Genomic DNA, 25,103 nt, shown 5'->3' with positions numbered 1-25,103 from the left:
CGCGGAATCTGGCAGGATCGCAAGTGATTCGCGTAACGACATCTTCTGCGCCAGACCCCGGTCCGCCATGGACCGGCGGGGAAACCGGCAAACGGAACAAAATCTGAACGGCCCATGCAAGACGACAGCAACGACCTCTTCGCCAACATGCCCTCCCAGCCCGCAACGCCGCCGGTCGAAAAGCCCGCAGCAGCGGCCGCCCCTACCCGCGAGGCGCGCCCCGCGCCGCCGAGCGAAGGCACCGGCGGCTACGACGCCTCGGCGATCCGCGTGCTGGAAGGCCTCGAACCGGTCCGCATGCGTCCCGGCATGTATATCGGCGGCACGGACGAAAAGGCGCTGCACCACCTCTTCGCCGAAGTCATCGACAACTCGATGGACGAGGCCGTCGCCGGCCACGCCAATTTCATCGAGGTCAATCTCGACGCCGAGGGCTTTCTGACCGTCACCGACAACGGCCGCGGCATTCCGGTGGAAAACCATCCGCAGATGCCGGGAAAATCCACGCTGGAGGTCATCCTCACCGTGCTGCATGCCGGCGGCAAGTTCGACGGCAAGGCCTATGAAACCTCGGGCGGCCTGCACGGCGTCGGCGTCTCGGTCGTCAACGCCCTCTCCGACCTTCTCGAAGTGGAGGTCGCGCGCAACAAGAAGCTCTACCGCCAGCGCTTCTCCCGCGGCAAGCCGCTCGGCCCGCTCGAAGAGCTCGGCGACGTGCACAACCGCCGCGGCACGAAGGTGCGCTTCCACCCGGACCCGGAGATCTTTGGCCCGCACGCGCATTTCGATCCGGGACGCGTCTTCCGCATGGCCCGCTCGAAAGCCTATCTCTTCGGCGGCGTCGAGATCCGCTGGAGCTGCGATCCCGCATTGCTGCCGGAAGGCTCAGAAACGCCGGAAAAGGCCGTCTTCCACTTCCCCGGCGGCCTCAAGGACTACCTTCAGGCGACGCTCGGCAAGGAGCACACCGTCACCCGCGAGATCTTCTCCGGCAAGAGCGAGAAATCCGGTGGGCACGGCTCGCTGGAATGGGCCGTCACCTGGTATGGCGGCGATTCGCTGATCCACTCCTACTGCAACACCATCCCGACGGCCGACGGCGGCACGCATGAGGCGGGCCTGCGCATCGCGCTCACCAAGGGCCTGAAGAACTATGCCGAGCTGACGCAGAACAAGCGCGCCGCCGCTATCACCACCGACGACGTGATGATCTCGGCCGTCGGCATGCTCTCCGTCTTCATCCGCGAGCCGGAATTCGTCGGCCAGACCAAGGACAAGCTTGCCACCGTCGAGGCCCAGCGCATCGTCGAGAACGCCCTGCGCGACCCGTTCGACCACTATCTCGCCGACAATCCGGGCGAAGCCGCCAAGCTGCTCGACTGGGTGATCGAGCGCGCGGAAGAGCGCCTGCGCCGCCGCAAGGAAAAGGAAGTCAGCCGCAAGACCGCCGTGCGCAAGCTGCGCCTGCCGGGAAAGCTCGCCGACTGCGCGCAGAATTCCGCCGAGGGCGCCGAGCTCTTCATCGTCGAGGGCGATTCGGCCGGCGGCTCGGCCAAGCAGGCGCGCAACCGCGCCAACCAGGCCATCCTGCCGCTCCGCGGAAAGATCCTCAACGTCGCCAGCGCCGGCCGGGAAAAGCTCGGCGCCAACCAGCAGATCTCCGATCTCGTGCAGGCGCTCGGCTGCGGCACGCGCTCGAAATACCGCGAGGACGACCTGCGCTACGAGCGCGTCATCGTCATGACCGATGCCGATGTCGACGGTGCCCACATCGCCTCGCTCCTCATCACCTTCTTCTACCAGGAGATGCCCGACCTCATCCGCGGCGGCCATCTCTATCTCGCCGTGCCGCCGCTCTACCGCCTCAGCCAGGGCGGCAAGACGCTCTATGCGCGCGACGACCCGCACCGCGAGGAGCTGATGCGCACCGAGTTCAACGGCCGCGGCAAGGTGGAGATCGGCCGCTTCAAGGGCCTTGGCGAGATGCTGCCGGCGCAGCTCAAGGAAACCACGATGGACCCGGCGAAGCGCACGCTGCTGAAGGTGGCGATCGACGACGTCGATTTCGAGGGCACGCGCACCGCCGTGGACGACCTGATGGGCACCAAGCCGGAAGCCCGCTTCCGCTTCATCCAGGAGCGCGCCGTCTTCGCCGACAACCTCGATATCTGAGGGTGCCGCGCCTTATTTTCGCGGCAATGCACGCCTCTAACCGGCAGGAACAAACCGGGAAAGGACGGCCATGAAAGCTGCGCTCATCGTCATGACGATCATGGGCTGCGACGACAGCGCGACCCAGTGCCACTATATCGATACGGTCGGCAGGAGCTGGCAGACCGTGGCGCTGTGCGATGCCCAGGCCGAGACCTACATCAACCGCCACCAGGACAAGAACTACCCCGTCATCGTGGCCGTCTGCGAAAGCGCCGGCGACCGCATCACCGCCGGCATCGCCAAGCCCTCACCCGATGCGACGCCGGCCAAAACCGCGGCCGAAGTCCCGGTGCCGGCCGAGACCGCCGAGACCAGGCAGGGCCTTGCGGCCCGCACGCTGGATTTCGTGAAGAAGGCCATCCCTGACAAGGCTGCCCTGAAAGCCGCCGTCACCACGCCGGTGCGCTATGCCGAGGACGGTTATTCCTGGGTGGTCAAACGCTTTGCCGACTAAGGATTGTTCACCGACAGCGTGGGCTTACGCCGCGTCGCGCGCGGCGATGAGGGCGTAGCTGCGCGCCGTCTGGCGCTGCTCGGCGATGGCGAGCCGCTCGACGAGTTCCAGCATGGACTGGCAGGAGGCATCGCCCGCCGCGCGGGCTCGGGAAAGCAGGCGCTCGGAGACCGACAGCCCGTCGTCCCCGCCCTTGGCCTCGCGCCGCCAGAGCATCGTCGCCTCGGCGAAAAGCGCACTGATGTCCCGGCCGAGGCCGGCGGATTCATAGAGCGCGCGCACCGCCGCCTCGCGCCCGTCGGAAAGGATCGAGCGGACGCGCCGCTCCGCCTGGCCCGAGAGATCGGTAATGGCGGCCGCAAAGAACTCGACCCGGCCGGTGCAGAGCGCATGCATCAGGAAGACCGGCGTCAGCCGGCCGGTCAGCCGCAGGTGCTCGACGAGCGCCGGCATTTCGGCAGCCGAAACCTCGCCCACCATGCCGATCGTCGCGACGTCGCAGGCCTCGCGCGTGATGCGCGCGACGCGGCTCGTGCCGACAGCCGCCTGGATCAGCCCGAAGCCGGCCAGCGCCGTGCCGATCTTCTCCACGAGCGCATGGCGCGCATCGCTCGGCAGGTCGTCGCGGTCGAGCAGCAGGGCGCGGATTTCCGCATCGTCGCCGAGCCGGTCGGCAATGCGCGCCAGGCTGCGCCGCGAAAGGACGGCGCCCTCGTTCTCCAGCAGCGCCAGCACGTCGGGCGCATCACCGATTTCCGCCAGCGCCGCCGAAACGGGGCGCGAAACGAAGGCGCGATGGGCAATCAGCATGCGCGTCGTCGCACTGCCCTTGGCGGCGAGATCGACGAGGTCGCCATCCGTCAGCAGCGGCGAACGCAGGATGATGTGGGCGGCGATTTCCGGCTGGTCTTCCGCCAACGGCAGGATGACGGCGCGCGGCGCATCCTCGCTGCCGGCGAGCGTTTCGGCGAGCGCCAGCCGCACCTGCGGCGCGGGATCGTCGAGCAGGAAGATCATCGCCATTTCCGCGGCGCGGCGGTCGTCCGGCGAAATGCGCGCCCGTGCGTAAGCCCGCGCCAACACACTGGCCGCCTTCGCCCGGTCGGCTGCCCGTGCGGTCTCGACCCAACGGAGAAAAGCATGAACGATCAATGGACGCCCCAAACGCCTGCAAAACGCTACTGGAAACACGTTAGCGCCAAAGTGTTTAAGATTGGTTCACCATATCCGTTAACCGGATCGTCATTGCCATTCCCGCGGGCCTGCGCCTATGAAGGGCCATGAACCCGCTGCCCCGCGCCCTTTTCGAAGCGACCGACACCCCTCCCGCCCTCCCCGAAGGTTGCGGCGTGCTGGTGCGCGCCGGCACCGCCGGCGACTCACGGATGAAAGGCAGCGTCGTCATCGTTGATAGGGCGGTCGAGGCTGAAACCCTCCGCCGCGCCATCGCCGGCGGCGCGGCCGGCATTGCCCTTTCCGGCTGGCGGACCGGCGCGGACCTCCAGCGCCTCGCCACCCTCCTGTCCGTCGCCGAGGCCGAGGAAGGCGGGGAAGACGGCCGCACCGGGATCCTCGCGATCACCGACGGCATCCTGCCGGCCCCCGTCTCGCCGCAGGGCCTTGCCGGCAAATCCGAACGCCTCGCCGCCCTCATCTGGGACCAGGGGCTCTTGAAGCAGACCCTCGACGCAAGCCGCGCGCTCACCGAAACCGGCGAATGGACCGCGGCCTTCGCCGCAGCCCGCAGCGCAACCCTCCTTGCCGCCGCGGCAGCCGGCATACCGGCCTATGATTCGTTGCCGGACCTGGCAGGCGGGGCGTTGGTGACGGCGTGCGAACGGTCGCGGGGCGACGGCTTCTTCGGCGGGCTTGCGGCGGATGCGGCGCAGGTAGCGACGATCCGAACCGTCTGGGAAGCTGATTGACCGGAGAGGATCGGCCCGGGCGATGACCGCCCGCGCCCCTCACCCCGCCTTCGGCCGCATCATGGCGAAAACCTCCGCCCCGCCGTCGCAGTAATCCATGTAGCCCATGCGCCCCAGCGGGCGCGCGACGCCCATGTCGATCATGCCGTCGCGCAGGATCTCCGGGCTGATATGAATGCCGAGCACCTGGCCGAAGACCACCCAGTTGTCCGATTCCCGCCCATCGATGTCGACCGGGCGGAGGGCCTGCGTCATCCGGCATTCCAGCATCGCATGGGCCTCGCCCACATAGGGCGCATCGACGAGGCGGCCGGCGACCGGCGTGAGGCCGGCGAGCGCGAACTCGTCGACGCCGCGCGGCACGGCGGCGGAGCTGGCATTCATCGCCTCAGCGAGATGCCGGCCGGCCAGCGAGCAGGTGAAGACGCCGGTTTCCTCGATATTCGCCACGCTGTCCTTGTGGCCGTTCGAGGAGAACATCACCAGCTTCGGCCTGTCGCTCACCGCGTTGAAGAACGAATAGGGCGCAAGGTTGCGCCGCCCGTCCGCCGCCTTCGTGCCGATCCAGCCGATCGGCCGCGGCGCGACGATCGCCTTGAAGGGATCGTGCTTCAGGCCGTGGGCGTTCTCCGCGGTCTCGTAGAACAACGCGTCAGGCCTCATCGCCGACCCATGTGACGATCTCGGAAAGCTCCGGCCGGGGCCGCTCGGTCGGCGGCACGGTGGGCGTGCCGATATGGATGAAGCCGGCGATCCGCTCGCCCGGCTTCACGCCGAGGATCGGATAGGCGCGTTCGTCGAAGGCGTACCATTCGGTCAGCCAGTTCGAGGCAAAGCCGTGCGCATTGGCGGCCATCGCCAGGTTGAGGCAGACGGCGCCCGCCGACATGACCTGCTCCCATTCCGGGATCTTGAAATGCGGCGCCGCGCGGCTGACGACGGCGATCACCACGGGCGCGCGGGTGAGCCGGGTGTTCTCCACCTTGACCATCTCGTCCGAAAGGTCCGGCTTGTCGCCCATCGCGATGGCGGCCAGCGCCTCGCTGATCCGCCGGCGCTCCTCGCCGCGATAGACGATGAAGCGCCAGGGCGCGAGCTTGCCGTGGTCGGGCACGCGCGAGGCGAGCGTCAGCATCTCCTCCACCTCGCCTTTCGAGGGGCCGGGTTCGCTCATCTGGAAGGCGGGGATCGACCGGCGGGTCGAAAGATAATCGATCAGCTTGATTTCGGTTTTCATCGGGTGGGAGTTCCAATACCTTGGCGCGCGGACGCGGCCTTGAAAATGCCATTAGCCGGGTCTTCAAGTGGAGCCTTACAGTCAGGAAGTCAACCGTCCCCATGCGCATGCCCCTCCCTCCCGCCATCGCCGTGAGCCTTGCCGTGGCCAGCCTCGTCACGTCGCTCGTTCCGGCCCGCGCGCAGGAGGCGCTGGACAGCTTTTCGCAGGTCACCACGCCCATGAAGGGCGGCAAGCTCACCTCGTTCAACCCGATCGTGACGGGCGAGGCGACGCCGGCGAACCTCAGGGACGTGACCTGCGAGGCGCTGTTGACGAAGGACGGCAGCCCCATGCAGCACGGGCTGACCTGGCGCGTCTTCTCGCCGATCCCCGGCGCCGACGGCAAGCTGCCGCTGCTGGCCACCTCCGAGGGCGGCTCGGCCGCCTTCCAGCTGGTGCCCGGCGAATATTTCGTCAATGTCGCCTTCGGCCGCGCCGGCGCCACCAAGAAGCTCGTCGTTCCCGATACGGGCGATGTCGACAAGCAGGTCATGGTGCTCGATGCCGGCGGCATCATGCTGAACGCCGTCTCCGGCTCGGACGTGCGCATTCCGCCGAAGGAGCTCAGCTTCTCCATCTTCGCCGCCGACGTGCGCGAGGACGGCGAGCGCAACCTCGTCGTCGCCGAGGTGAAGCCGAATTCCGTCGTGCGCCTCAATGCCGGCACCTACCACGTCGTCTCCGATTACGGCACGGTCAACGCCGTCATCCGCGCCGACATCCAGGTCGAGGCCGGCAAGCTGACGCGCGCGACGATCCAGCACCGCGCCGCCAAGCTCACGCTGAAGCTCGTCTCCGAGCCCGGCGGCGAGGCGATCGCCGATACGGCCTGGTCGATCCTCACCTCCTCGGGCGACACGGTCAGCGAAAGCGTCGGCGCCTTCCCGACGCTGGTGCTGGCCGAGGGCAGCTACATCGCCGTCGCCCGCAACAAGAACAAGATCTACCAGCGCGACTTCACCGTGAAGGCCGGCGTCAACACTGATGTCGAGGTGCTGCTCGACGAGAACGCCAACGGAGAAAAGGCCGCCGCCCAGGACGTGGTGGACTAAAGCTGCACGCAGGCGAAATCGCCCGAGTGCAGGAAAGAGGCTCCGGATTCAAAATAGAGCGCGCCCTTGCCGCCCGGCCCTCAGCCGGCGCGCCGCAGGAACGACCGCGGCCGGGGCGCCATCGCGAAGACGGCCTCGTGGAGCCGCGCCGTGATGTTCCTGCGGTCGCCCGCATCCAGCTCCGCCCAGGCAATGACGCCGCCGATGCGCGCGGCGATCGTCGAGCCCGAGAGCTTGCGGAACTCGCGAATCAGCAGCGACAGGCGCAGCGTCAGCGAGACCTTGCTGGCGAGATGGAAGAGCCGGCCGTTCTGCCCCTCGAAATAGACGGGGATGACATTGGCCCTGGCCGACTGGATGAGCTTTGCCGGGAACATCTTCCACGGCAGGTCCTCCGCCCGGCCGAACACCTTCCTTGCCGTCGCGACGCCCCCCGCCGGAAACACGATCACCGTCGTGCCCTCTTTCAGAAGCCGCACCGCCTCCGCCCGCGTCTTCATGTTGAGCGCCAGCGCCTCCTTCGTCTCCTCGAAGGAGACCGGCAGCGCATAGGGCTGCATTTCCGGCACTTTCAGCAGGTCGTTGTGGATCATCACCCTGAACGGCCGGCCGAGCTGCTCGGCGAGCGCCAGCACCGCGATGCCGTCGCCGATGCCGAAGGGATGGTTGGCGACGATGACGACCGGCCCCTCGGGCAGATCCGGCGGCGGCCAGGCGCCCTCGACACGCAGCCCGACATCGATGAGGTCGAGCATGTCGCCGAAGACCCGCGCGCTCTGCCCGACGACGGAGCTGCGCCAGACATGGTAGAGCCGGGCGTAACGGTTACGGCCGGCAAGGCCTTCCATGGAGCGGATGAACCATCGTTTGAGGCGCGGATCGTTTTCGTTGGCGTAGGACAGTTCCTTGAACCGCACGGCGTTCCCCAAAAAAGAAATCCCGTGCCGGGTGCACGAGACCTTCGACCCTCGACCTGCGGCGCCCTCTCCTCCGTCATCCTCGGGCTTGACCCGAGGATCCACCTTCGTTCAAGGGTTTGGATCCTCGGGTCAAGCCCGAGGATGACGGCGGCGGAGCACGGCCTGTCGCCAGCCTGATCCCGCACTGGCTAGCACGGGATTATTGCAGTTTTCCGACAGTTGCCGGGAAGGCTCACGCCTTGCCGAGCTTGCGCTTCAGGTCCGGCGCCATGGCCTCCAGCGACAGCGTCTCGATCGCCTCGTCGAGCGACATCGCCGTCTGGTTCTGCGACCCGAGCCGGCGGATGTTGACGGAGCGCTCCTCCGCCTCGCGCCTGCCGCAGACGATGATGACCGGCACCTTGGTCACCGAATGCTCGCGGACCTTGTAGTTGATCTTCTCGTTGCGAAGATCGGTCTCGACGGTCAGGCCGACATCGCGCAGCTTCTCCGCCACCTCGCGGGCATAATCGTCCGCCTCGGAGGTGATGGTCGCGACGACGACCTGCATCGGCGCGATCCACAGCGGCATGTGCCCGGCGAAGTTCTCGATGAGAATGCCGAGGAAGCGTTCCATCGAGCCGCAGATGGCGCGGTGGATCATGACAGGCTGGCGCTTTTCCGACGCCTGGTCGATATAGAAGGCGCCGAAGCGTTCCGGCAGGTTGAAGTCGACCTGCGTGGTGCCGCACTGCCATTCGCGGCCGATGGCGTCCTTCAGCGTATATTCGAACTTCGGCCCGTAGAACGCGCCCTCGCCCGGCAGGATGCCGGTCTTGATGCGCCCGCCGGACTGCGCCTCGATCTGCTTGAGAACGTCCATCATGACGCTCTCCGCCCGGTCCCACAGCGCATCGGAGCCGACGCGCTTTTCCGGACGGGTCGAAAGTTTCACCACGACCTCGTCGAAGCCGAAATCCTTGTAGACCGAGAGGATGAGGTCGTTGATGCGCAGGCATTCCGCCGCCATCTGCTCGTCGGTGCAGAAGACATGCGCATCGTCCTGCGTGAAGCCGCGCACGCGCATCAGCCCGTGCAGCGCGCCCGAGGGTTCATAGCGATGCACATTGCCGAATTCCGCAAGGCGAACAGGCAGTTCGCGATAGGACTTCAGGCCATGCTTGAAGATCTGCACATGCCCCGGGCAGTTCATCGGCTTCAGCGCGAAGACGCGCTCGTCGTCGGTCTCATCGCCCGCGACGGTCACCTTGAACATGTTGTCGCGATACCAGCCCCAGTGGCCGGAGGTTTCCCACAGCGACTTGTCGAGCACCTGCGGCGCGTTCACCTCCTCATAGGTGCCGGCGAGGCGACGGCGCATATAGGCGACGAGCGTCTGGAACATGCGCCAGCCCTTGCCGTGCCAGAAGACGACGCCCGGCCCTTCCTCCTGGAAATGGAACAGGTCCATTTCGCGCCCGAGCCGGCGATGGTCGCGCTTTTCGGCCTCGGCGAGGATGTTGAGATAGGTGTCGAGCTCTTCCTGCGTGCGCCAGGCGGTGCCGTAGATGCGCGTCAGCATGGGATTGTTCGAATCGCCGCGCCAATAGGCGCCCGCGACCTTCATCAGCTTGAAGGCCGTGCCGATCTGGCCGGTCGCGGCCATGTGCGGCCCGCGACACAGGTCGAACCAGTCGCCCTGGTAATAGATCTTGAGGTCCTGCCCCTCGGGGATCGCATCGACCAGCTCGACCTTGTACTTCTCGCCCTTCCCGGAGAAGACCTCCTTCGCCTTGTCGCGCGACCACACCTCCTTGGTGAACGGCTTGTTGCGCTGGATGATCTCCTTCATGCGCTTTTCGATCTTCGGCAGATCGTCCGGCGTGAAAGGCTCGTCCTTGGCAAAATCGTAGTAGAAACCGTTGTCGATGACCGGCCCGATGGTCACCTGCGTGCCCGGCCAGAGCTCCTGCACCGCCTCGGCCATCACATGCGCGGCATCGTGCCGGATCAGCTCCAGCGCCCGGTCGTCCTCGCGCGTCACGATCTCGATCCGTCCGTTCGAAACCGGATCGGAGAGATCGCGCAGCTCGCCATCGAGCGCAATCGCGATCGCCTTCTTGGCCAGCGACTTGGAAATCGCCTCGGCCACGTCACGCCCCGTCGAGCCCGCGGGATAATCGCGGACGGAGCCATCGGGAAAAGTCAGGGAAACAGGTGCAGACATCAAAAATCTCCTATCCAGTCCCGCCAACGAATGCGGGTGGTATGCGGGGGAATGGCCGGATGCGCCGGCGCGTTGCGGAGGGCGGTATACGGGGAAAATCGGGGGATTGGAAGGGGGAACGCGAAGACCTGGTTCGGCCCATTGCGGACATTCAAGTCCCCGGGCAGCCAAAAAGCGCCTCTCGGCTTATCTGGGACGCCGCGCCTCGAAACTGATGATCTCGTCGTCCTTGTGCGGCGCTCTTCCATGCTGGTAGTTGCCCGACACCACGACATCCACGAAGCCCGTGCGCTGTAGCGCCATCAAGAACTCTTCGACGCCCCACCACCGCAACTTGAACAAATCGAGTTCGGATTTCACAAGGTTTCCATCCCGCCAGTGTTCATAGCGGAGATGGGCCAGTGTGGTCTGCGCGACATAGTCGGTTTCAACCCGATGATCTGTGAGCGTGAGCAGATCGCCGTCCTCTGTCGTCCAACGCCGAACCGAGCCGGTCGGCCCGAGGAAGCTGCCGATGGGATCGAGGTCTATGATCAATTTCGCGCCGGGAACCAGGTGATCGTAAAACCGCCTCAGCACAGCGGTCGCCGATGTCGTATCCGTGACCAACTGAAACGACCCCGCCGGGATGATGATGGCCGCAAAGCCTTTGCCATAGGAGAACTCTTCGAACGTCTGTCGTGTCACGTTCGCGGAAAGATTGCGCTTGCTGCATTCCTCCTGGCAGTAGCCAAGCATCTCGTCAGACGCATCGAACCCCTCTATCGAGAACCCGGATTCGAGCAGCGGCACAAGAATACGACCGTTGCCGACAGCAGGCTCCAGGATCGGGCCTTCGGATTCCCCAAGGCGTTGCTGATAATATTCTACATCTCCGAATGAACGCCCGACCGGCTTATCCAGATTATAGACCCAGGACGCGAGTGTTCCGTAACGATTGTTCATTCCAGCCTCGTAGAATCGATTTGGCCGCGACGCTTTCGCCAGACGCGGAATCAACTGCCGTATAATTAAAGGAAACGATCCTCGCCAGTTTCAAGTGATCCATAAACGGGGCCGGAACGGGCCTTCGCGCAAGCGGCCGCTCTTGGCGCAAATGCCGGCGCGCGCGGCGCTGCATCGGCTGGCGCCCGGGCTAGGCATGCCGCCCCGACGCCCTCGACCCGGCGCTGCCGCCCTGCATCGCTGACGACGCCGACGCGCTGGGGCTGCTTGCGGCGCTCCGCGACCTCGCCCGGCCCACACCGGCGGACCGTAACGCACGGGACGGGGATGCGAAGGTCCAGGAGAGGCGTGGCGATCAGGCCACGCCGAGCGCTTCGGCAGAAATCCAGAACACCGCGTCCTGCGATTCGGCCGTCTCCAGCCAGACGAAGTCCAGATGCGGGAATTCCTCCTCCAGGATCTCGCGGCCCGAGCCGATCTCGCAGATCATGCCGCCGCCCGGATTGAGGTGATCGGCCGCCTCGGCGAGGATTTTTCGAACGAGGTCGAGCCCGTCTTCCCCGCCGTCATGGGCCATGACGGGCTCGGCGCGGAATTCCGGAGGGTAGCCGGCGAGCGCCGCATGGTCGACATAGGGCGGATTGGTGATGATGAGGTCGTAGGTGCGGCCGGCAAGCGGGGCGAAGAGATCGCCCTCGATAAGCGTCACCTGGTCCTCCACGTCGTGTTCGGCAAGGTTGAGCCTGGCGACCTCCAGCGCATCGGCCGACAGGTCCACCGCGTCCACGCTCGCCTGCGGGAAGAACTTTGCCGCCAGCACCGCAAGGCAGCCCGAGCCCGTACAGATGTCGACGGCGCTTTCCACCAGCATCGGATCGGGCAGGAAGGACGAACCGTGCTCGCCCAGATATTCGGAGAACAGGATCTCGCCGATATGCGAGCGCGGCACGATCACCCGCTCGTCGACATGGAAGCGCACGCCCTGGATATAGGACCGGCCGGTAAGGTAGGCCGAGGGTTTTCGCGTCGTGACGCGAGCCTCGATGCGTGCCGCGAGCAGTTGCCGCTCGGCCGGCAGCAGGCGGGCGTCGAGAAAGGGATCGAGCGTGTCGATCGGCAGGTCGAGCGTGTCGAGCAGGAGGAAGGCCGCGTCGTCGCCGGCCGTCGTCGTGCCGTGGCCGTAGCTGAGATCGGCCGCGTTGAAGCGGGAGATCGCATAGCGCCAGTAGTCGCGCAGCGTGACGAGTTCGGTTGTGATGTCGTCCTTGGTCAACGGCGGCCTCGCTTCGGCTATAGTGGATCGGAGCCGGCCGGCAAAAGGCGCGGCGGCCTTGCCGGACGGGCGGAGCCTTTTCGCGAACCGCGGGCCGGCGGAAAGGCTCTGGACGGACCCGGCTTTAGAATGGCATGGGCTGGCCGGTCAACCGCGGCGATCAGGGGTTTTACGGGCAGCATGGCGAAAGACACACGCAAACGGCCAATACCGGCCCCCCCGCGCAGGGCGGACACCGCCCCGAAGGCCCGTGCGGCCGCAAGGCCCAAGGCTCCCTCCGCCGGCAAGCGCGTCACCCTGCCCCGCGCCCTCTCCAAGCTCGGCTTCTGCTCGCGCACGGAGGCGGAAGGGCTGATTTCGGCCGGCCGCGTCGCCGTCGCCGGCCGCATCGTCACCGATCCCGAGACCTGGATCGACCTTGCCGACGCGCGCATCACGGTGGACGGCGCGGCGGTCGTCGCGGAAAAACCCGTCTACCTCATGCTGAACAAGCCGCGCGGCCTCGTCACCACCCGGCACGACCCGGAGGGCCGCCCGACGGTGTTCGATTGCCTGAAGCACCTCGATCCCGCGCATCTCTCCCCCGTCGGCCGGCTCGACAAGGCGAGCGAGGGCCTGCTGCTCTTTTCCAACGACACGGAATTCGCCAACGCCCTGCTCGATCCGAAGACCCATGTCGCCAAGACCTACCATGTCCAGATCGACCGCATCGCCGACCGGCCGGTCCTCGACGCGCTGGAGAAGGGCGTCCACCAAGACGGCGAATTCCTGCGTGCAAGGTCCGTGCGCAGGCTCAGGGACGGCGAACGGAACTCCTGGCTCGAAATCGTGCTCGACGAGGGCCGCAACCGCCAGATCCGCCGCATGCTGGAAGCACTCGATATCGCATGCCTTCGCCTCGTGCGCGTCGCCATCGGCGATCTCGTGCTCGGGGATCTCGAAAAGGGCGCCGTCCGCCCGCTGACGGAGGCGGAAGTCAAGAGGCTTCGCCGGCTCGTCCGGCGCTGAGCACCGCGACTGCGTTTTCCCCGCGCCGCCGGCCGGCCGCATACTGGATCGCACGGCGCGGGCCTTGACCCTCCAGGCACTGGAGCCGCGACCAAGACCGGAGGCCCGATACATACCGTTGCCCGTTCTTTCCGCGGCCCTCATGGCAGCCCATCGCGCCCACCGGCAGCGGGGGTGCCCCGGTGGCTGTGACGTCAGCCGAGCATGGCCGCAAGGCCGTTGACGGTGTTGGCGTTGCGCAGGGTGCCGATGCCGAGCTTCTTCGTCGTCAGGTGCGACAGGAGCTTCGTCTCACTCGGCTTTTGCGAGAAGTCCACCCAGAGATCGCCGTCGACGACGGCAAGGCGGATGCCGGGCGTGGCGATCCTTTCGAGCCCCGGCAGAACCTCCGGCCCCAGCGGCGTCCGCATGACGCGGATGCCCACATCCGCGCCGTTGCCACCCGGAAAAGGATTGCCGGCCGCCAGCCGCCGCCAGGCCTCCGCCGTGCGCAGGATGATGTCGACATGTTTTCCGAAGCGCGCGCGAAACGCCGCTTCCAGCCGGTCCTCGATGGCGCGAAGCGGTTCGTCCTCTGCCTCGAAGATCAGGTTGCCGGTGGCGACCAGGGTGCGCGTGCCGCGCAAGCCGAGGCCTTCGGCCATGGCCCTGAGGTCGGCCATCACGAGCCGCCGTCCGGGGCCGAGCACGATGGAATACAGAAGAGCGACATAGACCGTCATGCGCGCCAGAACTCCCGTGCGGCAGGCGGCAGCCGGTCGAGGACGCGCGCGAAGGCCGCCGGATCGACATGCCGGCCGAGGGCGGCGGCAACATCGGCGATGGCCGTCTCGGGGGAGACATTGTGGTCGCCGCGAAACGCCTGCACCTCGCGGGTCAGCACGTCCCGTTCCGCAAAGGGCCGGACCGGCTCGGCGATATCCCAGCCGGACACGAAAATCGCGCGCAGCACCGGCGGCAGGACGGCGGCAAAGGCAAGCGCGTCCGCCACCGAAAGCCGGCGGCGGAACACCGTCAGCACGGCCTCGATCATCGTGTATGCCTGGTTGGTGGTCTGCAGCATGGCCGTGTCGCGCGCATCGACGAGGAAGGCGTCGAAATCGCGCGAAGCCTGGCGGTATTCCATCGGCACGGTCATGGCGTCACCGCCTCTTTTCCGCAACGCGCCAGAGCCGCCAGGGCGCCCACCAGCGAAAGCGCGGCGCCAGCGCCTCCGGCACGGGATCGAAGCCATGGGTGCCGCCGGGGCCGCAGCGGGCGACGCGGAACAGCGCCAGGAAGCCGCCCCGCCACAGGCCGTGCCGGGCGACGGCCTCGTAGCCATATTCCGAGCAGGTCGGCAGGTGACGGCAGCCATTGCCGATGAAACCGGAAAGCGTCAACTGGTAGAACCGGATGAGGCCCATGCCGAGGAGGCGGCCCGGCGTCCGGCGGAACGGCCCCTGCCAGTTGCGCCCCCTATGGGCAGGCAGCGCATCGGCATGCCGGCAGTCGGGCGCATCGCACATCGCCCCTCACCCGGCCTTTTCCAGCCGCTTCGCCTCGATCTGGCCAATGGCGTCCACCACGGCGTCGAAGGTCAGCATGGTGGAGGCGTGGCGGGCCTTGTAGTCCTTGACGGGCCGCAGGAACCGCATGTCCTCGAAGCGGCCGTCCGGCCCCTCGCCGTCGGCCTTCAGCATGGCGAGCATCTTGTCGCGCGCGTCGCGGATTTCCGCCGTCGTCGCGCCGATGACGTGGCGCGCCATGATCGAGGACGAGGCCTGGCCGAGCGCGCAGGCCTTCACCTCATGGGCGAAATCCGTGACCCGGTCGCCGTCGAGCTTCAGGTAGACCTTGACGCGCGAGCCGCACAGCTTGGAATGGGCGCCGGCCTCGCCGTCCGCATCGGCAAGCGTGCCGATGCGCGGGATGTTGCCGGCAAATTCGAGGATACGGCTGTTGTAGATATCGTCCATCATGGTCCCGTTTTCCGCATTTTTTGCGGAATCTTCAATGATCCGAGGAGATTATTCCGGCCTCGTCGGTAAAAAAGCACGGCGTGTCGTCTCAAGCCTCTTTCGCAGGCCTCGCCCGATACTATATGATAACTCGTATTGGGGTGAGCGTTTTGCAAGATGCGGGCAATTCCAGGAAACGTGCGAAGCGGTTTCCGTCGGGAATTGTGAAGGCAAAGGGCAAGTCGTTCACCTGTTGTTTGGGAAACCGTGCCGGACGGTCATGCGCACTGAGAAGCGAAGACCCGAAAGCCCCGGAGCCCGCCAACGGAACCCAAGCCTGCAGGGTTAGGCGAATGGCCAGTGGCGAGTCCGATAAACACGTCAGGTAACCTGCAGAAAGGTCAATGGGTCCATGGACGCCATAGTCACCAATTTTCCGCGCGTCGACGATCAGTCGGGCCGTCCCTCGCAAAAAGAGGCGGAGGATGCCGTTCGCGTCCTGCTGCGCTGGGCGGGCGACGATCCGGAGCGCGAGGGGCTGCTCGACACCCCTGCCCGCGTCGCAAAATCCTATCGCGAACTCTTCTCCGGCTATGACCTCGCCGCCGAGGACGTGCTCGGCCGCACCTTCGAGGAAGTCGCCGGCTACGACGACATGGTGCTGGTGAAGGACATCCCGTTCTTCTCGCATTGCGAGCATCACATGGTGCCGATCATCGGCAAGGCGCATGTCGCCTATCTGCCGAACGGCCGGGTGCTGGGCCTGTCCAAGATCGCCCGCGTGGTGGAGATCTACGGCCGCCGCCTGCAGACGCAGGAGACGATGACGGCGCAGATCGCCAAATCGATCGACGAGACGCTGAACCCGCGCGGCGTCGCCGTGATGATCGAGGCCGAGCATATGTGCATGGCGATGCGCGGCATCCAGAAGCAGGGCTCGACAACGCTCACCACCACCTTTACCGGTGCCTTCAAGACCGAACCGGCCGAACAGGTCCGGTTCATGACGATGATCCGGAGCTAGGCGACGGCCGGCTTCCTTCCGAGCAATTCCAGCAAAAGTGCGCAGCGGTTTTGCGTCCGGGATTGCGCCAAACAGAAAGATGGAGCATTTCGCGTTTCGAAGAAAACGAAATGCTCCAGAGTCGACCGCGATGCCGATGACCTTCAAGACCCCGCCCAAGGACAAGGCCGAGCTCGAAACGGGCCCGGCCTTCACGCCGCGCTTCGACGAGCACGGCCTGGTGACGGCCGTGGTGACGGATGCGAAGGACGGCGAACTGCTTATGGTCGCCCACATGAATGCCGAATCGCTGGCGCTGACCATCGAGACCGGCATCGCGCATTACTGGAGCCGCTCGCGCAAGGCGCTGTGGAAGAAGGGCGAAACGTCGGGCAACCTGCAGACCGTCGTGGAATTGCGGACGGATTGCGACCAGGATGCCGTCTGGCTGAAGGTCTCGGTCGCCGGCCATGACGCGACCTGCCACACCGGCCGCCGCTCCTGCTTCTACCGCACGGTCTCGAACGGTCCCGACGGCGCCGTGCTGACCATCACGGGCGGCGCGCCGCAGTTCGACCCGGCGGCGATCTACGGCAAAAATTAAGCATCCCGGCGAATTCCGTCCGGTTTCGGCACGGATTCACCAATTGGCAACCGGTCCCGACGCCTAATGTCCTGCATGGCGGCCTCTGTCCCCGCCATGCGGATCAGGACATGGAACCCCATCGCTCTCGTGCGTCACGACCGGTTTCCAAGGCCACCCCCACCGGGGCGACGATCCTGCGGGCCCGGGCCCTCCTCCAGCCGCGACCGGACGCACACGGGACCGCCCGCCGGCAGATTTCCTCCGGCAAAGTTCCCCGGGTCACAGAGTGCGTCTATCCTGTCATCTATTGTGTTGCCGAGGGTGGCGTGGCGCCGGAACCGATTGCCCCGCCGCGAATTCCTCTTGGTAATGGAGGTCCGGAATGTTGAACTGGAGTTTCAATCGTAGTCTTGTAACGGCGGATGCATCCGACCCCGGCGGCCCTTCCATGAACGACATGTCCCATATTCCTGCGCCGGCCCCGCCGCGCAAATCGAAGATCGCGCTGGCCCTGGGCGGCGGCGCCGCCCGCGGCTGGGCGCATATCGGCGTGCTGCGGGCGCTGGACGAGGAAGGCATCGAGGTCTCGATGATCGCCGGCACCTCCATCGGCGCCCTGGTCGGCGGCTGTTATCTCGCCGGCAAGCTGGACGAGCTGGAAGCCTTCGCCCGCTCGCTCACCATGCGGCGCATCGCCAGCCTCCTCGATTTCACCATTCGCGGCTCGGGCCTCTTCGGCGGCATGCGGCTGACCAAACGCATGCAGGAGCATCTGGAGAACCTCTCGATCGAGAGCCTCGACCGTCCCTTCGTCGCCGTCGCGACCGAGGTCAACAGCGGCCACGAGGTCTGGATCAACAGCGGTTCGCTGATCACCGCCATCCGCGCCTCCTACGCGCTGCCCGGCATCTTCGAGCCGATCAAGTGCAACAACCGCACGCTGGTCGACGGGGCGCTGGTCAATCCGGTGCCGGTGTCGGTCTGCCGCGCCCATGAGGAGCCGCTGGTCGTCGCCGTCAACCTCAACTACGACCTCTATGGCCGCTCGGCGGTGATCAAGCACAGCGCCAGCGAGCAGAAGATCGACGAACCGAGGCAGGAGGACAGCGCCGCCCGGCTCGGCCTGACGGGTGTCATGGTGCAATCCTTCAACATCATCCAGGACCGCATTTCCCGCGCACGCCTTGCCGGCGACCCGCCGGATCTCGCGCTGCACCCCAAGCTTTCGGATATCGGCCTGTCGGAGTTCCACCGCGCCGGCGAAGCGATCGATCGCGGTTACCTGGAAGCCAAGGCCCGCATTACCGAGATCAAGCGCATGCAGGAAGTGGTGCTGATGCGCTGAAGAGGAGATTTCATCGTCAATAGTCGAGCGGGCGGGGCGAGAAATCGCTCCGCCCGAAACCGTCGGGAGATCGGCCGTCAGCCGGCGATATAGGCCTTGATGGCATCCGCCTCGTGCTGGATCGCCCGGATATGGGATTTCACCACGTCGCCGATCGAGATGATACCGACGAGCCGGCCGTCCTTCTCCACCGGGATATGGCGGGCGCGCAGCGTGCTCATCATTTCCATGAGTTCGTCGACGGTCTGGTTCTCGCCGCAACGATGGACATTGCCCCACATGATGGAGGAAATGGGTTTGTCCAGGCATTCGGCCCCGTTGCGGGCGACGGCGGCGACGATGTCGCGCTCGGTGGCAATGCCGGCGATGCGGTCGTTGCGGTCGAGGATGACGATGGCGCCGATATGGTTTTCATGCAGGTAGACGGCGGCTTGCCTGACGGTGAGCTGCGGGCCGCCGGTAACGACGTTGCGGCCTTTTTCGTCCAGTATCGTCTTTACATACATGCGTACCTCCCGTGTGCATCATGACGCAGAGAGGCGGGACACCCGCACGGGGGTTGCCCTGCCACAGTACCGGCGACACCCGCTTCCTCCTGCAAGATGCCGCCCCGTTCCGGTGTGCATGTGCGAACCGGAACACGTCCATGGTGCGCCACGAAAGAGGCGATTGCAAGACCGCTAATGAACTAACGTTAATCCCGGCGGCTTTCCGCCACCCCGACGTCGAACAGCGGGAAGAAGAGGAAGCCGAACAGGAACCCGCCGATATGAGCCTCCCAGGCGATCGCCCCGCCGGCATCCGAGCCGAAGATCTGGCCGAAGCCGATCAGGAAGTTCGTCAGGAACCAGATGCCGGAAAAGACCAGAACTGAGCGGTTGGACAGCGCCTCCGCTATCGTCAGGCGGCGGTTGAGATGGGCGAACTGCCGGCTGATGCGCCCGCTCGGCGAGAAGACGAAGCGGGCCGCCGCGCCCATCAGGCCGGACACGACCCCGGAGGCGCCGACGACGAGGATCATCGCCCCCCAGTGCAGCGCGCTGTGGAAGGCGACGGCGGCGATGGCCGAAAGGCACCAGAACAGGAAGAAACGCGCGAGGCCGATGCGGCGTACCACGGGCGCCCCGAAGGCGACCATCCAGAACGCGTTGAAGATCAGGTGCTCCCAGCTACCGTGCAGCAGCGAATAGGTGACCGGCCCCCAGAGCCAGCCGAGATCCTGCTCGGCGAAGGGAATGACATAGCGGCCGGGAATGAAGGCGAAATGCAGGAGCACGAACTCGTCCGCCGAGGCGGAGAGAAGATAGGTGCGGATCACATGGATGGCGGTGAGGAATGCCAGGACCGCGACGAGACTGCCCGGCAGGTTGAAGGCCGGCTCCCGCTTGCGGATATCCGCACTGCCACCCTGCACGTCGACGCCGTCGTTACTCATGACCGAACCACCAAACTCATAAAATACGAATCGCGCTTATACAGAGAAAAGAAAGGCCGTGCAGCTTTCGCTGACGGCCGGCGCCCCCAATCCCCGGGGCTGAAATCGATGTGCAGTAAACCATTCCCTCATGGAGGGATGCCCGGATGTTCCCCCAAACCGGCGACCGGCGCAATCGAAACCAATCGTTAACCTTAACATTGCGCTGGCACGAAACTCGCTCCTTCCCCCGCATGAGCTCCGTATGCCCGGCCTTTCGTGCCGGAACGGAACAGAATCGATTGGAAATGAGCATGCAGACGAAGGCCATCACGGCCCTTTACGATTACTGGACGCGCCGGCGCGGCGAGCGCAGCGTGCCGTTGCGAAGCGCCATCGAGCCCGCCGACATCGCCCCGATCCTGCCCGACGTCTTCATCCTGGAACACGGCCGGCTGCACGATCCGCGCTTTCGCCTGGCGGGCACGCGCCTCTGCGCGCAGTTCGGCCGGGAGCTGAAGGCGACGGCCTTCGACGCGCTCTTCGCCCCCGACCAGCGCACCCGCATCGCGCGGATCACGGAAAACGTGATGGCGCATGCGGCGCCCGCCGTCATGCAGGTCGCGCTCGTCGACGGGCGGCTGGAGACCACCGAGGCCGAGATCGTGCTGCTGCCGCTTGCCAGCAAGGGCAAGGTGGCGGACCGCATCATCGGCGCCTTCGCGCCCCTGCCCGGCCAGCGCCAGCCGCTGAGCGCCTTTCGCTATGCGACGCTCGGCGCACTCTCGGTCATCGATCCGAACCGTGCGCGCAGCCTCAAGGGCAACCGGCCGGCCGTTCCCATGCCCACCTCCGTCATGGCCGTGCGACCGATCGGCCTCGGGCAGACGGTGAACCGCGTGCTGCATCTTCGCATCTTCGAGGGCGGCCGTCCGGCTGACGATGCGTGAGGCTGGCGGCGCCAATACAACCGAAAACGCCTCAGAGTTGTTGAAGAACGCGCTCGTGATGACTTTTCCATGGGGCAACAAACCTTCTGTTAACCCAGAAAGATTAAGAGTTGGAAAGAGATAGGATCACCAGGCCAGCGCGCACATGTACTCATTCCAGCAAGCATCGCCCGCCGCCCGCAAGCCGCAGCCCGAGCAGCGCAGCTTCCAGCGCGTCTCGGTGAACCTGCCGGGCCGGCTGATGCTGCCCAACCATGACGAATACGAGTGCACCGTGCTCGACATGTCGCCCGGCGATGCCAGCTTCGTCTGCGCCGCCCGCCCGCGCATGGGCGAGCGCATCATCGCCTATGTCGACCACCTCGGCCGCATCGAGGGCAGCGTGGCCGTCCTCAACGACAACGGCTTCGCCATCCTCCTCACCGCCACGGACCGCAAGCGCGAGAAACTCGCCGCGCAGCTCACCTGGATCGCCAACAAGCATGAACTGGGCCTGCCGGAAGACCGCCGCCACAACCGCCTGACGCCGCGCAACACCCGCACGGAACTGACACTCGACGACGGCCGGCGCTATCCCTGCCGCATCATCGACCTGTCGCTCTCCGGCGCCGCCGTCGATATCGACGTGCGGCCGGCCCTCGGCACGCCCATACAGCTCGGCAACATGAAGGGCCGCGTCGTGCGCCACTTCCAGGAGGGCGTCGCCATCGAGTTCTCCTCCGTGCAGTCGAAGGAAGCCCTGACCGCCTTCCTGTAACATTCCGGGACGGATACGACACCGATCTGTTCCAGGAGGGCCCTGCGGGGCCTTTTGCTGTTTCAGCATGGCACAGGCCATCGTCGCGAAAATAGATTCAAAAAAATTTTCGGCCCGCCAAAGCGTTCTGCTGTCCTTTCTGGCGATTCCATCGGTTTTCCGTCGGCCCGATCGGTGCCGCGGCTGGCGCCTTGCGTCCTTCGCCATCGCCTCCAGACCGCAAACAGGCTCTTGAAAAGCGCGGCGTAAAACGAAATATCCCTTTTATAATCAGCAAATTAGACCGCCTGCAGCGGCTTCGACACAGGCGGAATTTCGTTCAAATTTTAGTCAAATACACCTAAAATACAGTTCAAAACAACATCAAATTCTATTCTTATTTTATTCTTATACCATCTTGATTTGAACTAAGTTATACTTCGGCTTTTCGCGCAAGATCAAAACATAGCTGTCATTGTGACCTCATCAAACGGGGACGGACACAATGACAAAAACGATCAAGACAGGGACGTTTGCATTCCTCTTCTCTCTTGCCGCCGCAGGCGCCGCGATGGCCCTGCCCGCCAACATTCCGCTGGCCGGCGCGACCAACCAGCCCATCGGGCACTATGAATTCTGCAAGAAGTACAGCGACGAATGCGGCCCGACCGGCAAGGACACCGGCCCGCTCAAGCTGACGCAGGAAAACTGGAAGACGATCCTCAACGTCAACTACACCGCCAACACCGAATTCATGCCGCTGACGGACATGGAGATCTACGGCGTGGAAGAACAGTGGACCTATCCCGACGGCGCGGCGGACTGCGAGGACTACGTGCTCATCAAGCGCAAGCGCCTGATGGAAGCCGGCATCTCGCCGTCGAACCTGCTGATCACCGTCGTGCTGCAGCCGAACGGCGAAGGCCATGCCGTGCTGACCGTGCGCACCGACCGCGGCGACTTCGTGCTCGACAACATGCGCAACAAGGTCCTGCTCTGGTCGCAGACCGAATACCGCTACCTGAAGCGCCAGTCCTCGGTGAATGCCGGCAAGTGGGTCAAGCTTCAGGACGGTCGTGCCGACGCCGTCGGTAGTGTCAAGTAACATCCGGCCGCCGCAAGGCGCCGCATGACGAGATTGCCCGGCGATCCCGCCGGGCGCGAGAAAGGGCCCGGTCAGTCCCCCAATCCCCGTCCCCGACCATGGCCCTGCGGCCGGTTCTGCTGTCCCGGAACCGGCCGCGCTCTATTTGGCCCGCTGCTCGGCCCGAAGTTTGAGCGGGCTTGCGCCGAAGTGATTGCGAAAGGCGCGCGAAAAGGCGGAAAGGCTGTCAAAGCCGCTGCGCAACGCCACGTCCTGGATCGAAAGCGACGTATCGCGCACCAGCCGCTGGGCGGCCGTCAGCCGCAGGCGCAGGTAATATTTCCCCGGCCCGGTGCCGAGACCCGCGGTAAACAGCGTCTCCAGCTTGCGCGTGGAAAAGCCGAGCCGCCGGGCAAGCGCGGCAATGGTCAGCGGCCGGTCGATCGTGCGCTCCATCAGGCGGATCGCGGCGGCAAGCTCCGGCTGGTGCTCGCCCAGCCGGCCGAGCGAGACGAGCGGCTGCGCATCCGTCGCCGCATGGGTCTCGTCATAGACGAAGACGCTCGCCACATCGAGCGCCACCGCCGAGCCGAACCGTTCGCGCACCAGATGCAGCATCATGTCGAAGGTCGGCGAGGCGCCGCCCGAGGTCCAGAGCGGCCCGTCGGTGACGAACCGGTCGGCCCGCACGTTGAGCGCCGGAAAGGCCGCCGCGAAATCCTCCAGTTCCTCCCAATGCGCCGTCGCATCGCGCCCGTCGAGCAGGCCGGAGCGCGCCAGCAGCCAGCAGCCCGATTCGATGCCGGCCACCACGTCGAACCGCCGCGCCACCTTCTTCAGCCGCGACACGAAGGACCGGTCGGCATGGCGCTCCTGGTTGAAGCCGGCGATGACGAGCAGCGCGTCGCCACTCGTCACGTCGGCAAAGGCGCCGTCCACGCGGATCTCCACGCCGCAGGTCAGCAGCACCGGCTTGCCGAGCGGCGACAGGATCGTCCAGCGGAACACCGGCTCCGGCACGACGCGGTTTGCCGCGCGCATCGGGTCGAGCGCCGAGGCGAGCGACATGATCGAGGACTCCGGCAGAAGGACAATCGTGATGTCGAGCGGCCCCTGCCGCGGCGCTTTTTTGCTCATGTGGAAATCGTCAAAAAGTATGCGCATTATGTCAATCGAGAAAATTGCGTTCGGGCATGATCGGCCGCACAGGATATCTGGAGATGCAGCCGGATTGTGGTGAGAACCCCTGTACCCCGAACACCCTGATCCGCATTTTACCGGAACGGGTTGGCGAGCCGACAAGGCGGACCAACCCGTTTTTTTTTTTTGCCTGCGGGATCATGGCTTTCCACACATGCGGCTGGAACCACCCCGTCCTTCCCGCGTTCTGTCTTCGGAAAAGCAGGAAAGGTTTTTGCCATGTTGAATTTCAAGACTGGTCTTGCCGCAGGGGCGCTGTCCCTCGCGCTGGCCCTGACCTCCGTCATCCCGGCCCAGGCGGTGACCTTCGCACGGGTGCCCGTGCCGGAAGCCTCCGCCGTCGAGAAGGTGCAGTATCGTTCCGATCGCCGCGACCGCCGTGATCGTTATGAGCGGCGCACCGAGCGGCGCTGGCACGGTCATCGCGGCTCCCGCGACTATCGCCCGGGCTATCGCCGCCATTCGGACGGCTGGTGGTATCCGCTCGCCGCCTTCGGCCTCGGCGCGGCAATCGGCGGCGCGATCGCCAACCAGCCGCAGGCCGGCAGCGGATCGCACCAGAGCTGGTGTGCCAACCGCTATCGCTCGTACCGGGCCTATGACAACACGTTCCAGCCTTACAACGGCCCGCGCCAGCAGTGCGTCTCGCCCTATTCGTAAGCAAGACGCAAGTGGACAAACAGAAAGGGCAGCCATCCGGCTGCCCTTTTTTTGCGAAGGCGATTTGGCGACCCCTGCAGGGCTCGAACCTGCGACATTCTGCTTAGAAGGCAGATGCTCTATCCAGCTGAGCTAAGGGGCCGGGGCTGGCGGGCCAGCGAAACCTCAATGGGTCCAGGGCTGCATGCGGTTGAAGCGGAAGTTGTCCGGGTAGGCGACGCGCTTGCGGGTCGCTTCCTTCGGCTCGATCACGCGGAAGTCGATGCCCTTGCGCGTGGCATAGGCGATCGCCTCTTCGCTCGTTTCGAATGTCAGCTTGACCTGCTGGTACATGTCGCCGGAACTCGTATAGCCCATGATCGGGTCGATCGTCCGCGGCTTCTCGGCATCGAACTCCAGGACCCAGAGATGAGTCTTGGCCTTGCCGGACTGCATGGCGGTCTTGGCGGGACGATAGATCTTCGCGGTCATCGAAGCGGCTCCAGAATTCTCGCATAGCGGCGCACCGTTCCGCCGGCGCGCGTTCGAGAATGCATAACCCGGATTCCGTAAAGGGGGAATGACCGAAAGCGCATTTGGCATCGAAACGCCCGCCGGACTGGAGAGATTCAAACTCCCGGCCTGTGGTCCCAAACGACCGACACGGCCTATGCGAGGTATCAGATTCTCAGTTTCGGCCCACACCGGGCGAGCGTTGATGCCCGTTGTGCTCCGTTGTTTCGGCGGCAAACCGTGCCGGGCACGCTTTGCTTCCTTGTCCGTGGAAATGCCCGCTCGATCCGCGGGAGTCAAGCAGGCATTTCAGTTACGCAGCCCTGCGCTCTTCCTTCCCTCCGCGCCAGGCCGCGGCCCAGTGAACAGGCGTTCGGAGCGAAGGTTCGCATGGGACGGGAGCGATCTGGCGACGCC

27 protein-coding genes and 1 tRNA gene are annotated in these 25,103 nt (G+C 65.4%); 12 read left to right on the top strand and 16 right to left on the bottom strand.

Annotated elements, in window-relative coordinates; all coding sequences use genetic code 11:
* The first annotated feature begins 114 nt into the window (after nt 1-114).
* Complete coding sequence (gene parE, locus shn_RS08465; RefSeq protein ID WP_064329996.1) at nt 115-2,172, top strand: DNA topoisomerase IV subunit B; 2,058 nt, start codon at nt 115-117, stop codon at nt 2,170-2,172.
* Between the two features lie 70 nt (nt 2,173-2,242).
* A complete protein-coding gene (locus shn_RS08460) occupies nt 2,243-2,668 on the top strand; it encodes a hypothetical protein (RefSeq protein ID WP_064329995.1) in 426 nt (141 codons plus the stop codon).
* A gap of 24 nt (nt 2,669-2,692) precedes the next feature.
* On the opposite strand, the gene shn_RS08455 is transcribed toward shn_RS08460, so the two are convergent.
* Entirely contained in the window at nt 2,693-3,820 is a 1,128-nt protein-coding gene (locus tag shn_RS08455) for a DUF2336 domain-containing protein (protein WP_064329994.1), read from the bottom strand.
* A gap of 128 nt (nt 3,821-3,948) precedes the next feature.
* Between shn_RS08455 and shn_RS08450 the strand changes: the two genes are divergently transcribed.
* Nucleotides 3,949-4,593, top strand: a complete 645-nt coding sequence (locus shn_RS08450) for a hypothetical protein (RefSeq protein ID WP_064329993.1) — start codon at nt 3,949-3,951, stop codon at nt 4,591-4,593.
* A gap of 39 nt (nt 4,594-4,632) precedes the next feature.
* Here shn_RS08450 and shn_RS08445 read toward each other — a convergent pair whose 3' ends face one another.
* Nucleotides 4,633-5,241 carry a flavin reductase family protein gene (locus shn_RS08445; protein WP_064329992.1) on the bottom strand — a complete coding sequence of 203 codons (609 nt, stop codon included), beginning with the start codon at nt 5,239-5,241 and terminating at the stop codon, nt 4,633-4,635.
* Between the two features lie 4 nt (nt 5,242-5,245).
* Entirely contained in the window at nt 5,246-5,830 is a 585-nt protein-coding gene (locus tag shn_RS08440) for a nitroreductase (RefSeq protein ID WP_064329991.1), read from the bottom strand.
* Between the two features lie 101 nt (nt 5,831-5,931).
* Between shn_RS08440 and shn_RS08435 the strand changes: the two genes are divergently transcribed.
* Entirely contained in the window at nt 5,932-6,924 is a 993-nt protein-coding gene (locus shn_RS08435; RefSeq protein ID WP_064329990.1) for a hypothetical protein, read from the top strand.
* 80 nt (nt 6,925-7,004) lie between these two features.
* Here shn_RS08435 and shn_RS08430 read toward each other — a convergent pair whose 3' ends face one another.
* From shn_RS08430 to prmB, 4 genes are all read right to left on the bottom strand, one after another.
* Nucleotides 7,005-7,841 carry a lysophospholipid acyltransferase family protein gene (locus shn_RS08430; RefSeq protein ID WP_064329989.1) on the bottom strand — a complete coding sequence of 279 codons (837 nt, stop codon included), beginning with the start codon at nt 7,839-7,841 and terminating at the stop codon, nt 7,005-7,007.
* A 235-nt stretch (nt 7,842-8,076) separates the two neighbouring features.
* On the bottom strand, nt 8,077-10,050 hold the full coding sequence (gene thrS / locus shn_RS08425; protein WP_064329988.1) for a threonine--tRNA ligase: 1,974 nt from the start codon (nt 10,048-10,050) through the stop codon (nt 8,077-8,079).
* Nucleotides 10,051-10,236: 186 nt separating this feature from the next.
* The gene (locus shn_RS08420) at nt 10,237-10,995 is read right to left on the bottom strand and encodes a bifunctional 2-polyprenyl-6-hydroxyphenol methylase/3-demethylubiquinol 3-O-methyltransferase UbiG (protein ID WP_064329987.1); all 759 of its coding nucleotides are present in this window, start codon (nt 10,993-10,995) and stop codon (nt 10,237-10,239) included.
* Nucleotides 10,996-11,350: 355 nt separating this feature from the next.
* Nucleotides 11,351-12,268 carry a 50S ribosomal protein L3 N(5)-glutamine methyltransferase gene (gene prmB, locus shn_RS08415; protein WP_064329986.1) on the bottom strand — a complete coding sequence of 306 codons (918 nt, stop codon included), beginning with the start codon at nt 12,266-12,268 and terminating at the stop codon, nt 11,351-11,353.
* A 180-nt stretch (nt 12,269-12,448) separates the two neighbouring features.
* Between prmB and shn_RS08410 the strand changes: the two genes are divergently transcribed.
* Nucleotides 12,449-13,276, top strand: coding sequence for a pseudouridine synthase (locus shn_RS08410; RefSeq protein WP_084437861.1), 828 nt, complete (start codon nt 12,449-12,451; stop codon nt 13,274-13,276).
* 194 nt (nt 13,277-13,470) lie between these two features.
* On the opposite strand, the gene shn_RS08405 is transcribed toward shn_RS08410, so the two are convergent.
* Genes shn_RS08405 through shn_RS08390 form a run of 4 tightly spaced genes read right to left on the bottom strand, consistent with a single transcriptional unit; the run spans nt 13,471 to nt 15,237 of the window.
* A complete protein-coding gene (locus shn_RS08405) occupies nt 13,471-13,998 on the bottom strand; it encodes a DUF1697 domain-containing protein (protein ID WP_064329985.1) in 528 nt (175 codons plus the stop codon).
* Nucleotides 13,995-14,414, bottom strand: coding sequence for a DUF2267 domain-containing protein (locus shn_RS08400; RefSeq protein ID WP_064329984.1), 420 nt, complete (start codon nt 14,412-14,414; stop codon nt 13,995-13,997). Before shn_RS08400 ends, shn_RS08405 begins: the two co-directional genes overlap by 4 nt.
* 4 nt (nt 14,415-14,418) lie before the next feature.
* Complete coding sequence (gene yidD, locus shn_RS08395) at nt 14,419-14,784, bottom strand: membrane protein insertion efficiency factor YidD (protein WP_064329983.1); 366 nt, start codon at nt 14,782-14,784, stop codon at nt 14,419-14,421.
* 6 nt (nt 14,785-14,790) lie between these two features.
* Nucleotides 14,791-15,237, bottom strand: coding sequence for an iron-sulfur cluster assembly scaffold protein (locus shn_RS08390; RefSeq protein ID WP_133035393.1), 447 nt, complete (start codon nt 15,235-15,237; stop codon nt 14,791-14,793).
* A gap of 391 nt (nt 15,238-15,628) precedes the next feature.
* Between shn_RS08390 and folE the strand changes: the two genes are divergently transcribed.
* The 3 genes from folE to shn_RS08375 all read left to right on the top strand — a co-directional run bounded on the left by folE (nt 15,629) and on the right by shn_RS08375 (nt 18,150).
* The gene (folE, locus tag shn_RS08385; RefSeq protein ID WP_064329982.1) at nt 15,629-16,240 is read left to right on the top strand and encodes a GTP cyclohydrolase I FolE; all 612 of its coding nucleotides are present in this window, start codon (nt 15,629-15,631) and stop codon (nt 16,238-16,240) included.
* A 130-nt stretch (nt 16,241-16,370) separates the two neighbouring features.
* Nucleotides 16,371-16,823, top strand: a complete 453-nt coding sequence (gene hisI, locus shn_RS08380; protein WP_064329981.1) for a phosphoribosyl-AMP cyclohydrolase — start codon at nt 16,371-16,373, stop codon at nt 16,821-16,823.
* A 364-nt stretch (nt 16,824-17,187) separates the two neighbouring features.
* Nucleotides 17,188-18,150 (top strand): patatin-like phospholipase family protein, encoded by a 963-nt coding sequence (locus tag shn_RS08375; protein ID WP_064329980.1) that lies wholly within the window; start codon nt 17,188-17,190, stop codon nt 18,148-18,150.
* Nucleotides 18,151-18,227: 77 nt separating this feature from the next.
* Here the strand turns inward: shn_RS08375 and shn_RS08370 are convergent, their stop codons facing one another.
* Nucleotides 18,228-18,656, bottom strand: a complete 429-nt coding sequence (locus shn_RS08370) for a CBS domain-containing protein (RefSeq protein ID WP_023516762.1) — start codon at nt 18,654-18,656, stop codon at nt 18,228-18,230.
* A 188-nt stretch (nt 18,657-18,844) separates the two neighbouring features.
* Nucleotides 18,845-19,585, bottom strand: a complete 741-nt coding sequence (locus shn_RS08365; RefSeq protein WP_064329979.1) for a rhomboid family intramembrane serine protease — start codon at nt 19,583-19,585, stop codon at nt 18,845-18,847.
* A gap of 293 nt (nt 19,586-19,878) precedes the next feature.
* Between shn_RS08365 and shn_RS08360 the strand changes: the two genes are divergently transcribed.
* From shn_RS08360 to shn_RS08350, 3 genes are all read left to right on the top strand, one after another.
* Nucleotides 19,879-20,514 carry a PAS domain-containing protein gene (locus tag shn_RS08360; RefSeq protein WP_064329978.1) on the top strand — a complete coding sequence of 212 codons (636 nt, stop codon included), beginning with the start codon at nt 19,879-19,881 and terminating at the stop codon, nt 20,512-20,514.
* A gap of 145 nt (nt 20,515-20,659) precedes the next feature.
* Nucleotides 20,660-21,271: a PilZ domain-containing protein gene (locus shn_RS08355; RefSeq protein WP_064329977.1), complete on the top strand. Its 612-nt coding sequence runs from the start codon at nt 20,660-20,662 to the stop codon at nt 21,269-21,271.
* A gap of 484 nt (nt 21,272-21,755) precedes the next feature.
* Entirely contained in the window at nt 21,756-22,355 is a 600-nt protein-coding gene (locus shn_RS08350) for a transglutaminase-like cysteine peptidase (protein WP_064329976.1), read from the top strand.
* 141 nt (nt 22,356-22,496) lie between these two features.
* Here shn_RS08350 and shn_RS08345 read toward each other — a convergent pair whose 3' ends face one another.
* The gene (locus tag shn_RS08345; RefSeq protein WP_064329975.1) at nt 22,497-23,471 is read right to left on the bottom strand and encodes a GlxA family transcriptional regulator; all 975 of its coding nucleotides are present in this window, start codon (nt 23,469-23,471) and stop codon (nt 22,497-22,499) included.
* 282 nt (nt 23,472-23,753) lie between these two features.
* Here shn_RS08345 and shn_RS08340 point away from each other — a divergent pair, with 282 nt between their 5' ends.
* Complete coding sequence (locus shn_RS08340) at nt 23,754-24,194, top strand: BA14K family protein (protein ID WP_064329974.1); 441 nt, start codon at nt 23,754-23,756, stop codon at nt 24,192-24,194.
* Nucleotides 24,195-24,259: 65 nt separating this feature from the next.
* Here the strand turns inward: shn_RS08340 and shn_RS08335 are convergent.
* Nucleotides 24,260-24,336 (bottom strand) — tRNA-Arg (locus shn_RS08335).
* A gap of 23 nt (nt 24,337-24,359) precedes the next feature.
* Entirely contained in the window at nt 24,360-24,665 is a 306-nt protein-coding gene (locus shn_RS08330; protein ID WP_064329973.1) for an ETC complex I subunit, read from the bottom strand.
* Nucleotides 24,666-25,103: the final 438 nt, after the last annotated feature.

Origin of the sequence: Shinella sp. HZN7, from assembly GCF_001652565.1 — a bacterium.
Taxonomy (GTDB): Bacteria; Pseudomonadota; Alphaproteobacteria; order Rhizobiales; family Rhizobiaceae; genus Shinella; species Shinella granuli.
Note: the sequence above shows the minus strand (reverse complement) of the source record. Positions and strands in the feature narration are given on the sequence as shown.